13 protein-coding genes, 1 tRNA gene and 1 pseudogene are annotated in these 14428 nt (G+C 54.0%); 11 read left to right on the top strand and 4 right to left on the bottom strand.

The window, feature by feature from the left end; translation table 11 throughout:
• Positions 1 to 154 precede the first annotated feature (154 nt).
• Positions 155 to 277, top strand: coding sequence for a hypothetical protein (locus J2T37_RS11510; protein WP_301286343.1), 123 nt, complete (start codon positions 155 to 157; stop codon positions 275 to 277).
• 157 nt (positions 278 to 434) lie between these two features.
• Here J2T37_RS11510 and hflX read toward each other — a convergent pair whose 3' ends face one another.
• The 4 genes from hflX to J2T37_RS03745 all read right to left on the bottom strand — a co-directional run bounded on the left by hflX (position 435) and on the right by J2T37_RS03745 (position 5270).
• The gene (hflX, locus tag J2T37_RS03760) at positions 435 to 1586 is read right to left on the bottom strand and encodes a GTPase HflX (protein ID WP_253353855.1); all 1152 of its coding nucleotides are present in this window, start codon (positions 1584 to 1586) and stop codon (positions 435 to 437) included.
• A 163-nt stretch (positions 1587 to 1749) separates the two neighbouring features.
• A complete protein-coding gene (locus J2T37_RS03755; RefSeq protein ID WP_253353854.1) occupies positions 1750 to 2568 on the bottom strand; it encodes a phosphatidylserine decarboxylase in 819 nt (272 codons plus the stop codon).
• Positions 2569 to 2715: 147 nt separating this feature from the next.
• The gene (locus J2T37_RS03750; RefSeq protein ID WP_253353853.1) at positions 2716 to 4941 is read right to left on the bottom strand and encodes an NADP-dependent isocitrate dehydrogenase; all 2226 of its coding nucleotides are present in this window, start codon (positions 4939 to 4941) and stop codon (positions 2716 to 2718) included.
• Between the two features lie 236 nt (positions 4942 to 5177).
• Positions 5178 to 5270, bottom strand: a tRNA-Ser gene (locus J2T37_RS03745).
• A gap of 202 nt (positions 5271 to 5472) precedes the next feature.
• Here J2T37_RS03745 and J2T37_RS03740 point away from each other — a divergent pair.
• The 10 genes and pseudogenes from J2T37_RS03740 (at position 5473) to J2T37_RS03695 (ending at position 14350) form a co-directional block, all read left to right on the top strand.
• A complete protein-coding gene (locus J2T37_RS03740) occupies positions 5473 to 6033 on the top strand; it encodes a pseudouridine synthase (protein WP_253353852.1) in 561 nt (186 codons plus the stop codon).
• Positions 6034 to 6265: 232 nt separating this feature from the next.
• On the top strand, positions 6266 to 7639 hold the full coding sequence (locus J2T37_RS03735) for an MATE family efflux transporter (protein WP_253353851.1): 1374 nt from the start codon (positions 6266 to 6268) through the stop codon (positions 7637 to 7639).
• A 143-nt stretch (positions 7640 to 7782) separates the two neighbouring features.
• Complete coding sequence (gene murB / locus J2T37_RS03730; RefSeq protein WP_253353850.1) at positions 7783 to 8820, top strand: UDP-N-acetylmuramate dehydrogenase; 1038 nt, start codon at positions 7783 to 7785, stop codon at positions 8818 to 8820.
• A 16-nt stretch (positions 8821 to 8836) separates the two neighbouring features.
• The gene (locus J2T37_RS03725) at positions 8837 to 9490 is read left to right on the top strand and encodes a TetR/AcrR family transcriptional regulator (RefSeq protein WP_253353849.1); all 654 of its coding nucleotides are present in this window, start codon (positions 8837 to 8839) and stop codon (positions 9488 to 9490) included.
• Between the two features lie 71 nt (positions 9491 to 9561).
• Positions 9562 to 10164 (top strand): TIGR00730 family Rossman fold protein, encoded by a 603-nt coding sequence (locus J2T37_RS03720; protein WP_253353848.1) that lies wholly within the window; start codon positions 9562 to 9564, stop codon positions 10162 to 10164.
• A 3-nt stretch (positions 10165 to 10167) separates the two neighbouring features.
• Complete coding sequence (locus J2T37_RS03715) at positions 10168 to 11109, top strand: SDR family NAD(P)-dependent oxidoreductase (RefSeq protein ID WP_437179438.1); 942 nt, start codon at positions 10168 to 10170, stop codon at positions 11107 to 11109.
• Positions 11110 to 11146: 37 nt separating this feature from the next.
• Complete coding sequence (locus J2T37_RS03710) at positions 11147 to 11719, top strand: ubiquinone biosynthesis accessory factor UbiJ (RefSeq protein ID WP_253353847.1); 573 nt, start codon at positions 11147 to 11149, stop codon at positions 11717 to 11719.
• A gap of 146 nt (positions 11720 to 11865) precedes the next feature.
• Entirely contained in the window at positions 11866 to 12756 is an 891-nt protein-coding gene (locus tag J2T37_RS03705; protein ID WP_253353846.1) for an NAD(+) kinase, read from the top strand.
• Between the two features lie 15 nt (positions 12757 to 12771).
• Complete coding sequence (locus J2T37_RS03700; RefSeq protein WP_253353845.1) at positions 12772 to 13005, top strand: methionine-binding protein; 234 nt, start codon at positions 12772 to 12774, stop codon at positions 13003 to 13005.
• A gap of 234 nt (positions 13006 to 13239) precedes the next feature.
• Positions 13240 to 14350: pseudogene (locus tag J2T37_RS03695) on the top strand (sodium-dependent transporter).
• Positions 14351 to 14428 lie beyond the last annotated feature (78 nt).

The following is a 14428-nucleotide window of genomic DNA, read 5'->3' as shown; positions in this document are numbered from 1 at the left end:
AAATTCTATTACATTTTTGATTGACCCGTTTGCAAATCGCTTGCATACTACCCTCACTTTCCGCTGCAACGGAAGCCAAATACAAGCAGAAAAATCTGCAAAATCACATTACCCGCTTACTTTATTACATTCACTTCTCACTTCGGAGTTTATTATGCTTGACCGTATCATGCCTATTTTTGCCGTCATCGGTATCCTGTCCAGCACCGTTTACCTGAGCCTGGCCGTGTGGATGGTGTACGAGCAATTTCAAAAAAAGAAACACACTGCCGCTTAAACCACCTGCCTCATTACGCAGGCAACGCCAAACAACGTTATCCCCATCTTTAATGCAAAGTCAGCACTGACTGCCGTTTTCGGCCGTCTGAACGGATATTGCCAACTGGCCGACAATATCGCGTTCAGACGGCCTTTCTTCATCCGCTCTGCCTGATTTATTGCAAAGCCCGCTCAATCATCGCCTCGCGCAGCGCGTCCAAGCCCAAACCTTTGGCTACCGATATATTGACCGCCACCGCCCTGCCCGCGTTATCACGCAAAATTCCCGCCTCACGCTTGCCTGCCGGCAATAAATCAATTTTGTTGTACACCACCAGTTGCGGAATGTCGTGCGCACCGATTTCTTCCAGCACCACGTTGACATCGTCCATCTGCCGTTCGCAATCGGGATTGGACGCATCCACCACATGCAGCAAAACATCCGCCAGCGCGGTTTCTTCCAGCGTGGCAGAAAACGCCGACACCAGCTTGTGCGGCAAATCGCGCACGAAACCAACGGTATCGGTCAGAATCACGCTTGCCTCATGTGACAAAAACAGGCGGCGGGCGGTGGTGTCAAGCGTGGCGAATAATTGGTCTTGCGCCAACACATCGGCTTTGGTTAAGCGATTGAACAGGCTGGATTTTCCCGCATTGGTATAGCCGACGATAGCAAAGGTTTTCAGACGGCCTCCTTCGCGGGATTTGCGGCGGGTAGCGCGTTGCTTTTTTACCTGCTGAAGCTGCTTTTTCAAGGCGGTGATTTTTTGGTTAATCAGGCGGCGGTCGGTCTCCAGCTGGGTTTCGCCCGGTCCTTTCAGACCAATACCGCCTTTCTGACTCTGCATATGGCCGTAACCGCGCACCAGCCGCCCACTCAAATGCGACAGCTGCGCCAGCTCCACCTGCAATTTGCCTTCTTGCGACTGGGCGCGTTTGGCAAAAATCGCCAAAATCAGCCCCACGCGGTCGAGCACGCGGCATTGCAGCGCTTTTTCCAAATTGCGCTCCTGCGTCGGGCTTAATTCGTGGTTGAATACCGCCAACTTGATGTCGTACGCTTTGACTGCTGCCGCCAGCTCTTCCACCTTGCCCGTACCGACAAAATACGCCGTCTGCGCCTTGTCGCGCTTGGCGGTTTCGGTACACACCAAATCGCCGCCCGCCGCCGACACAAGCTCCGCCGCCTCCGCCAAGGCCGTCTGAAACGCGCGTTCGCGGGTTTCGTTGGCACCGGCATAATCGGCGGTCAGCATCACACCGACCAACATCACGCGTTCGGGCTTTTCCAAAGATTTGTCAACGTGGAAAACAGTGGCTCTGCTCATGGGGATTCCTGTGGAGGGAGATGTAGTGAAACAAGTGAAATCAAACCGGGTAGGTTGGGTTGACAACCCAACCTACGCCGCTGACGGCTGAAAAATACTCGCTATTACACGGCAAAAAAGGTTTTCAGACGGCCTGAAAACCTTTTTTATCGCGAGCGGTTATTTAAGCCTTAAATTCTTTTTCCACTGCCGCCAAGACTTTTTCGGCCGAGGCTTCAATCACTTCTTGGCTGACTTCAACAGACGGCTCAGATGTTTCTGTTGGCGCATTAACCGCCTCTGTATCCGGCGTTACCGGTGCTTGTGGCTGCGCCACAACTTCCGGCGCTACCAGCGGCAGACGTGCCAAAATGGTGCTGACACCGGTCACTTTATCGCCAATCGCCACCTGCGCCTGCGCATCTGTCGGCAGGTAAACATCCACACGCGAACCGAAGAGGATAAAGCCGTAACGCTCGCCGCGTGTCAATTTATCGCCGACTTCGGCATAGCACAAAATGCGGCGTGCCACCAAACCGGCTACTTGTACAAAAGTAATCTCGCGGCCGGATTTAGTCGTCGCCAACACTGCATTGCGTTCGTTTTCGGTACTGGCTTTATCCAAATCGGCGTTTAAAAATTTGCCTTTGTTGTACTCGATTTTGCTAATCATACCGTCCACCGGCGATTTTTGCGAATGAACGTTAAACACGTTCATAAACACGCTGATTTTCAAGGCTTCGGTTTGGCGGTAAGGATCGGTGGCGCGTTCCACCACCACAATACGGCCGTCCACCGGACTCAACACCGCGTCTTCATCTTGCGGAATCGGCCGCGCCGGATCACGGAAAAACTGCAGAGCAAATACGGTAAAAATCCAAAAAGGCAGCGACCACCAGCCACCGCAAATGCTGACCAGCAGGCTGACAACCAAACCGCCGCCGATAATCGGCCAGCCCTCGCGGGCAATAATCGGATGGGGATACAAACGGGGTAATGACATGATTATCCTTAAAATGGGTCGGACAGAATGGCATTTATTATAGCCGATTATCTTATCGGCAGAGAGAATTTACGCAAGAAGGCCGTCTGAAACACTTTGGTTCAGACGGCCTAGGCTAGGTTTCAATCGCTAAAGAGATAAACAGCCTTACAGCGCAGCCAGTGCTGCATTCAATGTGGCGCTCGGGCGCATTACGGCAGCGGCCAAGGCTTCATCGGGGCTGTAATAGCCTCCAATGTCCACTGCTTTGCCTTGCACTTCAGACAGTTCGGCCACGATTCTGGCTTCATTGGCGGCCAACGTCTGTGCCAACGGCGCGAATTTGGCTTGCAATTCGGCATCTTTGTCTTGCGCGGCCAAAGCTTGCGCCCAATACAAGGCGATGTAGAAATGGCTGCCTCGGTTGTCCAACTCGCCCGGTTTGCGTTTGGGCGATTTATTATTGAGCAGCAACTGCTCGGTAGCAGCATCCAGCGTATCGGCCAAAATTTGCGCCTTAACATTACCTGTGGTCTGCGCCAAATGTTCCAACGACACCGCCAAAGCCAAAAATTCACCCAAGGAATCCCAGCGCAAATGATTGGTTTGCAAAGCGTCTTGATACAGCTTCGGCGCCGAACCGCCCGCGCCGGTTTCAAACATGCCGCCGCCGTTCATCAGCGGTACGATAGACAGCATTTTCGCGCTGGTACCCAATTCCAAAATCGGGAACAGGTCGGTAAGGTAGTCGCGCAACACATTGCCGGTGACAGAAATAGTGTCTTGGCCGTCTTTCAGACGGCGTAACGAGAACTTGGCGGCTTCTACCGGCGACAAAATGCGAATATCCAAACCATTGGTGTCCAATTCAGCCAAATACTGATTCACTTTGGCAATCAGGCTCTTGTCGTGCGGACGGTTTTCATCCAGCCAGAACACGGCGGGGGTATTGCTCAAACAGGCGCGGTTAACGGCAAGCTGTACCCAGTCTTTTACCGGCGCGTCTTTGGTTTGGCACATACGCCAGATGTCGCCTGCCTCGACATCGTGCGCCATCAATACTTTACCGCTGCCGTCAATCACTTCCACTTTACCGTCGGCTTCGATTTCAAAGGTTTTGTCATGCGAACCGTATTCTTCCGCCGCCTGCGCCATCAGGCCGACATTGGGCACAGTACCCATCGTGGTCGGGTCGAATGCGCCGTTTTCGCGGCAAAAATCGATGGTGGCTTGGTAAATACCGGCATAGCTGCTGTCGGGAATCACCGCTTTGGTGTCGCGCTGCTTGCCGTCTTTGTCCCACATCTGGCCGGAATTGCGGATCATCGCGGGCATGGAGGCATCGACAATCACATCGCTGGGCACATGCAGATTGGTAATGCCTTTGTCGGAATCCACCATCGCTACATCGGGATTGGCGGCATACACGGCGGCGATTTCCGCTTCTACGGCAGCGCGGGTGTCGGCGGGTAATTTATCCAGATTGGCCAGCAGGTTACCGAAACCGTTGTTGACGTTCACGCCCGCCGCAGCCAGTTCTGCGCCGAATTTTTCAAACACCGGCGCGAAAAACACTTTCACCGCGTGACCGAAGATAATCGGGTCGGACACCTTCATCATGGTGGCTTTCATATGCAGCGAAAACAGCAGGCCTTTGGCTTTGGCCTCTTGCACCTGCTCGGTCAAAAACGCCAGCAGCGCTTTTTTGCTCATCACGGTGGCATCGATGATTTCGCCATCTTTCAGATTCAGCGGTTTGCGCAAATCTTTTTTATTGCCCTGTTTGTCAGTAAAAACAATAGATACCGTAGTGGCGGCGGGGACGGTTACGGATTGCTCGTTGTGGAAGAAATCGCCGCTTGTCATGGTAGCGACATGGGTTTGCGAATCTTTAGACCACGCGCCCATGCTGTGCGGATTTTTCTTGGCGAAGTTTTTTACTGCTTTTGGGGCGCGACGGTCGGAGTTGCCTTCGCGCAAAACGGGGTTGACCGCGCTGCCTTTGATACGGTCGTAGCGCTCACGCACGGCTTTTTCTTCATCGCTCTGCGGGTCGACCGGAAAATCGGGTACGGCAAAGCCTTTGACCTGCAATTCCTTAATCGCGGTAGTCAACTGCGGCACGGAGGCGCTGATGTTCGGCAGCTTGATAACATTGGCTTCGGGCTGCTTGACCAGCTCTCCCAATTCGGCCAATGCGTCCGGTACGCGCTGTTCTTCGCGCAAATAATCGGGGAAGGTCGCCAAAATACGACCGGCCAGCGAAATATCGGCGGTTTGCACATCAATATCGGCAAACTGCGTAAACGCGCGGATAACCGGCAGCAGCGATTCGGTCGCCAGAGCGGGGGCTTCGTCGGTATGGGTATAGATAATGGTGGCTTTGCGGGTCATGATGATTCTCTATGTAGTTTACGGTTTTTCTTGTACATATCCGCTGCGGTATGCACGCGGATACCGTGTCATTATGGCATATTTTGATTTACCGTGGGCAAGCCGGATACGCTTTATAACAATAAAAATAAAAGGCCGTCTGAAATGGGTTTCAGACGGCCTTTAAGTAAGTGTTTTCAAATACAAATATAGAAAAACAAAACCCGCTGAATCATCAGCGGTTTTTGTTTTGATACTGGCGGAGTAAGAGGGATTCGAACCCTCGATGCAGGTTGACCCCACATGCTTCCTTAGCAGGGAAGTGCCTTCAGCCTCTCAGCCATTACTCCTAAGGAAGACCAAACTATACGGGACGACCGATTTTGTGTCAAGCGTGATTTTCAGCTTTGTGGTTAAACTGCTGAATTGATTTAGACAAAATATTGGCAAAGCGGTTTCAGCATTCTGCTACAATACCGCCGACAACAACAAGGCCGTCTGAAACGCCGTTTTGACACAGCTAAAACAGAAAGCTTTGGGAGCCAAGCCGATATGAATGATTTGATTGTATTAAACAAGCCTTACGGCGTGATTTGCCAGTTTTCCGCGCATGAAAAGCATGCCTGCCTGAAAGATTATGTGCAACAGCCGGGCTTCTACCCCGCCGGACGACTGGACACCGACAGCGAAGGACTGCTTTTGCTGACCGACAACGGTAAATTGCAGGCACGGATTGCCGACCCAAAATTCAAACAGAAAAAAACCTACTGGGCGCAGGTTGAAGGTGTGCCTGACGAAACCAAACTGGATATTTTGCGGCGCGGGGTGGATTTGGGCGATTTTATTACCCGTCCGGCCGAAGTGCGTGTTTTGGAGAGCGGAGAGGCGGACAAGCTGTGGCCGCGCAACCCGCCGATACGCGAGCGCAAAACCGTGCCGGATTTTTGGATGGAAATTAAAATTACCGAGGGCAAAAACCGTCAGGTAAGGCGCATGACAGCGAAAGCGGGTTATCCTTGCCTGCGGTTGGTCAGGGTGGCGGTAGGCCGTCTGAATGTATTTGATTTGGGGCTGGATTTGGGCGAATGGCGGTTTGCGCCGCATTTGCCGTAATACCCGCTGCCCCAACACTCTGTTTTATTTAAAACTGCGCAGAAACTTTGTTTTAGCTGCGCAGAAATTCCATTTTCAGACGGCCTGCCCTATCGGTTTATGGCCGAAGCGATTATAATCGTCCCGATTGTTTTCATTTTTTGTCTTTTAGCGCCGTCGATGTATGGGCAAACTCTGCCGCTGCCGTCCGACGGCCTCTGTTTTTCCTACTGCCTGCTATTCGGTTTTCTTTATGCTGCTCGATCTCAACCGCCACTCCTTCCCTATTTTCAAGCAGGAAATCCGCCGCCTGATTGCCTTGGCTGTGCCCATGCTGCTGGCGCAGGTGGCGCAGGTGGGGATTGGTTTTGTGGATACGGTGATGGCGGGCGGCGCAGGTAAGGAAGATTTGGCGGCGGTGGCGTTGGGCAGCAGCGCGTTTTCCACCATTTACATTACCTTTATCGGCATTATGACCGCGCTCAACCCGATGATTGCCCAGCTTAACGGTGCGGAGAAACTGGACGAAGTGGGCGAAACCGGACGGCAAGGAATGTGGTTCGGGCTAGCTTTGGGCGTGTGCGGCATGTTGCTGATGTGGGCGGTGATTGTGCCGTTTCAAAACTGGCTGGATTTGAGCAGCAAGGTCGAAGGCATGATGGCGCAATATATGCTGTTTACCAGCCTGGCCATGCCCGCCGCCATGCTGTACCGCGCTTTGCACGCTTTTGCTTCCAGCTTAAACCGCCCGCGTGTGATTATGCTGGTAAGTTTTGCCGCGTTTTTGCTAAATATTCCGTTGAACTATGCGTTTGTGTACGGCAAACTCGGCCTGCCTACTTTGGGCGGCGCGGGTTGCGGTGTGGCAACGGCGCTGGTGTTTTGGTTCAGCGCGCTGGCTTTGTGGCTGTATGTGGCGAAGCAGCGTTTTTTCCGCCCTTATCGGTTGATGGCGAAATTCAGCAAACCTGACGGCGCGGCGTTTGGGCAAATTTGGAAAATCGGCGCACCCATCGGCCTGTCGTATTTTTTGGAAGCAAGCGCGTTTTCGTTTATCGTGTTTTTGGTGGCGCGGCAGGGCGAGGATTATGTGGCGGCGCAACAGGTTGTGATTAGCCTGACGGGGATTATCTATATGATTCCGCAAAGCGTCGGCTCGGCAGCCACCATACGCGTGGGCTATGCGCTGGGGCAGCGCGACGGGGCGCAGGCGCGGTATATTTCCGGCGTATCGCTGGTACTGGGCTGGCTCTTGGCTGTGATTACCGCGCTGGCTTTGGTATCATTACGCTACCCGCTGGCGGGGATGTACACCCACGATACGGCAGTTTTACAAATCGCTGCCACGGTATTACTGTTTTCCGCCGTGTTCCAACTGGCCGACGCCACCCAATGTATCGCTTCCTACGCCCTGCGCGGCTATAAAGTCACCAAAGCGCCGATGGTGATTCATGCCGTCGCCTTTTGGGGCTGCGGCCTGCTGCCGGGCTACTGGCTGGCGTATCACGCGGATATGGGCATTTACGGCTTTTGGACGGCGCTGATTGTGTCGCTGACCATTGCGGCGGTGGCGCTGGTATGGTGTTTGGAACTGTGCAGCCGTTCGCGGACAGGAAAGGCCGTCTGAAAAATCCGTATGACAACGACACCAATGTGTAGGGTGGGTAATTTATTGTCCACCATGTTTCCAAAAGACGCGGTGGCAACAAGTTGCCCACCCTACATGGCTTATGCGACAAGGCCGTCTGAAAAACCAAACAAGGCACAACCATGCAACTGCAACACCATATTGATTTAACCCCCTACAACACCTTCGGCCTCCGTGCCCGCGCCGCGTCTTTTGTTGCGCTCCATCACGCCGATGAGCTGCGCGACATCGTGTACCTGCCCGAATTTGACCGCAATACGGTATTGTGGCTGGGCGGCGGCAGCAATATCCTGCTGATGGAAGATTATGCGGGGCTGGTGGTGCATATGGAAAACAAAGGCATACGCGAAGTCGGGCGGGAAAACGGCCTCGTGTATATCGAAGCGCAGGCGGGGGAAATCTGGCACGATTTTGTCTTGCACACGCTGAATCTGGGCTTGAGCGGCTTAGAAAACCTCAGCCTGATTCCGGGTACGGTCGGCGCGTCGCCGGTGCAGAATATCGGCGCTTACGGCATTGAAGTGAAAGACGTGATTCACAGCGTGCGCTGCTTTGATTTAGAAAGCGGCGAATTTGTCGAACTCTCCAACGCCGACTGCCGCTTTGCCTACCGCGAAAGCCTGTTTAAGCAGGCGGGCAAAGGGCGCTATGTGATTGTATCCGTGGTTTTTGCCTTGAAAGAACAGTTTGCCGCCGATTTGAAATACGGCGATTTGGCCGCCGCCGTTGCCGAAATTTGCGGGGAACGTGCGCCTACGGCCAAAGATGTTTCTGCCGCCGTGTGCGCCATCCGCATGAGCAAACTGCCCGATCCGGCCGTATTGGGCAATGTCGGCAGTTTCTTTAAAAATCCTGTGATTAGCGCGGAACAAGCCGCCGCACTCTTGGCGCGTTATCCCGCTATGCCGCGTTATCCGCAAGCCGACGGCAGCGTCAAGCTGGCGGCAGGCTGGCTGATTGACCAATGCCGTCTGAAAGGCTTTGCCCTCGGCGGCGCGGCGGTGCACGACAAACAGGCGCTGGTTTTGGTCAACCGAAACCATGCCGCGCCGCAAGACGTTTACCGACTGGCGCAGCATGTGCGCGATACAGTACGCGCGCAATTTCAGGTAGAATTGCACGCCGAACCGAATTGGCTGCCGGCTTCGTACAGCCTGTAACACAAGGAATCCGCCCGTGGCACAATCTTCCAAACCCAACACCTACACCCGTATCGTCAATGCCAGCCTCGCCCTCTTCAACGAAGAAGGCGAGCGCAACATCAGCACCAACCACATCGCCGCCCACTTGGGCATCAGCCCGGGCAACCTCTATTACCATTTCCGCAACAAAGACGAAATCATCATCCAGCTTTTCAAGCGGTACAGCGACGCGCTGCTGCAATACCTGCATGAGGCCGTCTTACCCTCCGACGTGGAAGACTCCATCAACTACATGGCGGGCATTTACAACGTGATGTGGGAATACCGCTTTTTGTTTAGCGACGTCAACACCTTACTCGCCCGCAGCGCCGAGCTTTTGGGCGAACACAATAATTTTACCCAAGCCAAAGTCTCGCCGCTGCTGGTCAACCTGCTGACCCAGCTCAACGGCCTCGGTATCATCAGCGCCGACAAAACCGCCATGAACGACTTGGCCGTGAATATGTGGATTGTGACCAAATACTGGTTCGACTTCGACGGCTCGCTGCGCGGCCGCACCAAACTCACCGAAGACTCCAAAGCACGCGGTATCCAGCGCACCCTCAGCCTGCTGCGCCCGTATCTCTTGCCCGCGCACCGCTTGGAATTTGACCGCAAAATTAATGCGCTGGTGGATGAGCAGGGGTAGATGTAGAGCGGGTTAAAACCCCACCCTACCATTCATACCAATCACACACATCAAAGAAAATAGGAAAACCCATGCACTCCATCGCCGTTTATTGCGGTTCCAACCTCGGTGCGATTCCTGATTACTTCCATGCCGCACAGGAAGTCGGCGCGGCGATTGCCAAACGCGGCAGCCGTCTGATTTACGGCGGCGGCAGAATCGGCCTGATGGGGGCGGTGGCCGATGCGGTGTTGGCCTCCGGCGGCGAAGCCGTCGGCGTGATTCCGACCTTTCTGCGTGAAAAAGAAGTGGCGCACCATGACCTGACCGAACTGGTGGAAACGCCCGATATGCCGGCGCGTAAAAACAAAATGATTGCCCTGGCCGACGCCTTTATCGCCCTGCCCGGCGGGATTGGTACGTATGAAGAGCTGTTTGAAGTGTTGTCGCTGGCGCAACTGCGCCAACACGCTAAGCCGATTGGAATATTAAACGTCAACGGCTTTTTCGACCCGCTGCTTGCCCTGCTGCAACACACCGCCGACAGCGGCTTTATGCCGCAAGCCAATCTGCGCTTGGTGTGCGTGGCCGATAATGCGGCGGAGCTGCTGCAAAAAATGGCCGACTACCGTTTTACCGACGCGCCCAAATGGGTGCAACCGGCCTGGGCAAACGATGACAACAAGGCCGTCTGAAAAATGGCCGAAATGCAAGCTCCAGATTGCGCCGTTTTCGGTCTCGGCTATCTTGGCCGTCCGCTGGCGCAAAAACTTTACGAACACGGCAGCCGGGTAGCTGCCGTCAAGCGCAGCCTGACTTCGGATGACATCAATCTGCCGATTGAATTGGATTGCGCCGATTTGAACCAAGCAGATATTTTTCAGACGGCCGTAGGGTCTGTTGGCGCTTCATCCGCGAAGCAGATTTTCGAGAGTAAAAACGCGGATGCAAGGCGCAAAGCGCAGCAAGGTTGGACACCTTGCGAGCATTTGCAACACAGCAGCCGTGTTTTTTCGCCGAAAAGATGTCGCGTAATGAAGCGCCAACAGACCCTTACCCAACATTGGACAGACAAGCCGACATGGTTCTGCCTGCTGCCGCCCTCGGCTTTACAAGATTATGCCGGTACGCTGCGGCAATGGTTGGCTTTGGCCGAAAGCGCCGGAATCAAACATCTGATTTTCACTTCCAGCACCAGCGTCTATGGCGACCGAGTGCGCGAATGCGACGAAACCTCGCCGCCCGAGCCGCAAAGCGCGGCGGCCAGAAGTATTTTGGCGGTGGAGCAGATGTTGCTGGAGAGCTGCATTCCGAATGTGGACATTCTGCGTTTGGGCGGGCTGTATTCGGCCGAACGCCATCCCGTCAGCTGTTTGATTTTAAAAGATAAAATTGGCGGCGGACGGCAGCCGGTAAATAGCGTGCACCGTGATATTGCCGTTGACGCCTTATTTCAGACGGCCTTGCGGCCGCAGGGCAAGCGCGTGCGCAATATCGTCGAGCCGCACCATCCGAGCCGCGCCGAATTTTATACCGCCGAGGCCGCCAAGCTCGGCCTACCTGCACCCGATTTCGATCCGGACGACCTGCGCGGCGGGAAAATCGTCAATACCGTTTGCAATCACCCGTCAAGCCTGTAAAATCGCCTTATCTTTTCAGACGGCCTCGAGAGCAACCATGTCCGCCCTACTTCCCATCATCAACCACCTGATTCAGCAAAACCCCGAGCAGCAGCACGCGCTTTCGCAGTTTGCCGGAAAAATCCTGCGCGTCAATTTCGCCGGACTGCGCATTCAGGGCTGCATTACCGAGGAAGGCTTCTTGGAAAGCAGCAAAGCCGAACCGGATACCGAACTGAGTTTCCGTACCGGCGCGATTCAAAAGCTGCTGCAAGGCCGCCAGCCGGGTGTGGGCGATTTGTCGGTAAGCGGCGATTTGATGTTGGGCATGTCGCTGCTGCCCGTGTTCGGCAGCCTGCGCTATTATGCCAACGATGATTTGGCGCGGCTTTTCGGCGACACCGCCGCCGGCAGCCTCAGCAGCCGCGCCGAGCAAATCGGCCAAACCGTGCGCCAAATCGGTTTGAGTCTGGCCGAACAAATCGGCGAATTTTCGCACGAACCGGAATCGCCGGTCATTGACGCAGAAACGCTGGAGGCGTGGATGGATGAAGTCGATCGTCTGCGCGACGATGTGGCGCGGCTCAACGCCCGCCTCGACCGCTTGGAACGGGATATTTGGATTGACTAGGGTCTCTCCCGCCCGATAGCCGTGTTCCGCCCCGTTTCCCGTCTGACACCCGCAACCAGGCCGTCTGAAAACCCGTTATCTGCCTGATTTGTTTTCAGTTTCGCTTTCAGACGGCCTTTTAAACTTTACCTTTACCCGCTACTGCCATGAACAGCCCGTTTCAAAATATCGGCATCGTTACCCGCCCGAATACGCCCGAAATCCGCGACACCGTGCATACGCTGGTGGATTTTCTGCAACGTGAGCGTTTTGCCATTTTCATCGACGAAACCAGCGCCGAAGAACACCGCGTCCGCCCCGCCGATATTGCGCAATGCCATGCCGTCGGCAAAGCCGAATTGGGTAAGCATTGCGATTTGGTGGTGGTACTCGGCGGCGACGGCACCTTTCTCTCCGTTGCCCGCGAAGTCGCGCCGTATTCCCGCCCCGTTATCGGTATCAATCAGGGGCATTTGGGTTTCCTCACCCAGATTTCGCGCGAAAACATGGTGGAAGGGCTGCGCCCGGTCTTGGAAGGCAACTACCTGCCGGAAGAGCGGATTTTGTTGGAAATCTCCTTGGTGCGCAACGGCAAAATCTGCCAGCGTTCGCTGGCGTTTAACGACGCCGTGTTATCGCGCGGCGGCGCAGGCCAGATGATTGAATTTGAAGTGTTTATCGACCAGAAATTTGTCTATACCCAACGCTCCGACGGCCTGATTGTCTCTACCCCCACCGGCTCCACCGCCTACGCCCTCGCCGCCGGCGGCCCGATTCTGCAACCCGGCCTGCAGGCTTTTGCGCTGGTGCCGATTTGTCCGCAATCCATGACCAACCGTCCGGTGGTGATTCCGGCCAGCAGCGAAATTGAAATTGTCGTCACCAAAAGCGGCGACGCACGCGTACACTTCGACGGCCAGTCGTTTATCGACATCCAAAACCTCGACCATATTTTTATCCACCGCTACCACCACCCCCTGCGCATTTTGCACCCGACGGATTACCAATATTACAAAACGCTGCGCCAAAAGCTGCATTGGGGCGAACAGCTCTTATGAGGCCGTCTGAAAAATATGGATAAACCTTTGATTCTGTTTGCCACCGCCTTGCTGCTCGGCGGCTACCTCTACCAAGAAACGCCGTACAGCCGCACGGCCGTGGTCAATCTGCCCGTTGTCAGCCAGACCACGGTCAACAAAACCGTAACCGTCAACGCGCCGCCGGGGACGACCGTGATTTATCAAGAAGCCGCACCCGTCGGTGTGAGCCGTTATCCGCGCCGTTATTACCGTTATAACGGCGATTAACCCGCCTTATGCCTCAGGCCGTCTGAAAACCTTAGCTTAATTCAGGTTTTTAGACGGCCTTTCAGTTAAATCCCCTGTTTTTATTTTCAGACGGCCTTAAAATTCAGGCAACTTCACTATTCAAGATACCTTTTATAGCGGATAACGCCATATCGCTTTTCAATATTCAGTCAAATTTTGTTAAGAATAAGCGTATAATGACAACTTCGTTTATTTTTTAAATTCCTTGTCTGTATGTCTTCTGCAAATCCTTCCCGTCAAACCTGGTCGAGCCGTTTGACCTATATCCTGACCGTGGCCGGGGCAACCGTCGGCTTCGGCGCTACTTGGCGTTTCCCCTATCTGGTCGGTCAAAACGGCGGCGGCGCGTATGTCTTTTTGTTTTGTATCGCCATGTTTGTCATCGGCATTCCCATGATTTTGGTGGAAAACGTCATCGGCCGCCGCAAAGGAGTCAATGCGCTCGATGCCTTCGGCGGCAAAATGAACGGCAAACCCGTTGCTAAAGGCTGGAAACTGGTCGGTTGGATGGGCTTGCTCGGCGCGTTCGGCATTATGGCGTATTACATGGTGTTGGGCGGCTGGGTCATCAGCTACATCGTCAACATCATCGGTGGCGGTTTGGACATTTCCCAGCCCGTCAGCGGCGAATTGACCAAAGCCTTTTTTTACCGAACACATTGAAAATAGCCCGTGGGAAATCGCGTTTTACACGCTGCTGTTTGTGGTTGTGAACCAGTGGATTTTAGTCAAAGGCGTCATCGGCGGGATTGAAAAAGCCGCCAAATACCTGATGCCGCTGCTGTTTCTCTTTTTGATGGCGATGGTTATCCGCACTGTGACCCTGCCGGGCGCGATGGAAGGCATTACTTTTTATCTGAAACCCGATTTCAGCAAGATTACCGCCGAGCTGTTTGTGTTTGTATTGGGGCAGGTATTTTTTGCGCTGAGTCTGGGCTTCGGCGTGATGATTACCCTCTCCAGCTATTTGGATAAAAACGAAAATCTGGTTCAGACGGCCGTGATTACCGCCATCACCAACACCCTGATTGCGGTTTTGGCCGGCTTTATGATTTTCCCGTCGCTGTTCAGCTTCGGCGTCGCCCCCCCCAACTCCGGCCCGACGCTGGTGTTCCAAAGCCTGCCGATTGTGTTCTCCAATATGTGGGCGGGGTCGGTGTTTGCGGTGATTTTCTTTGCCCTGCTGCTGATTGCCGCGCTAACGACTTCGCTGACGATTTACGAAGTGTTGATTACCACCATTAAAGACGAGCTGCTCTATAAAGGCAACTATACGACTGTGAATCTGTGGTTCAACTATGTAAAATATATGGGGCTGTACTAGATAACTAGATTTATTCAAAATCATTTAGAATAAATCCCATGAAAAAAAGTCGACTGAGCCCTTATAAGCAAAACAAGC

Source organism: Neisseria perflava (assembly GCF_024170405.1).
GTDB lineage: Bacteria > Pseudomonadota > Gammaproteobacteria > Burkholderiales > Neisseriaceae > Neisseria > Neisseria perflava_B.
This window is presented reverse-complemented; position numbering and strand designations above follow the sequence as displayed.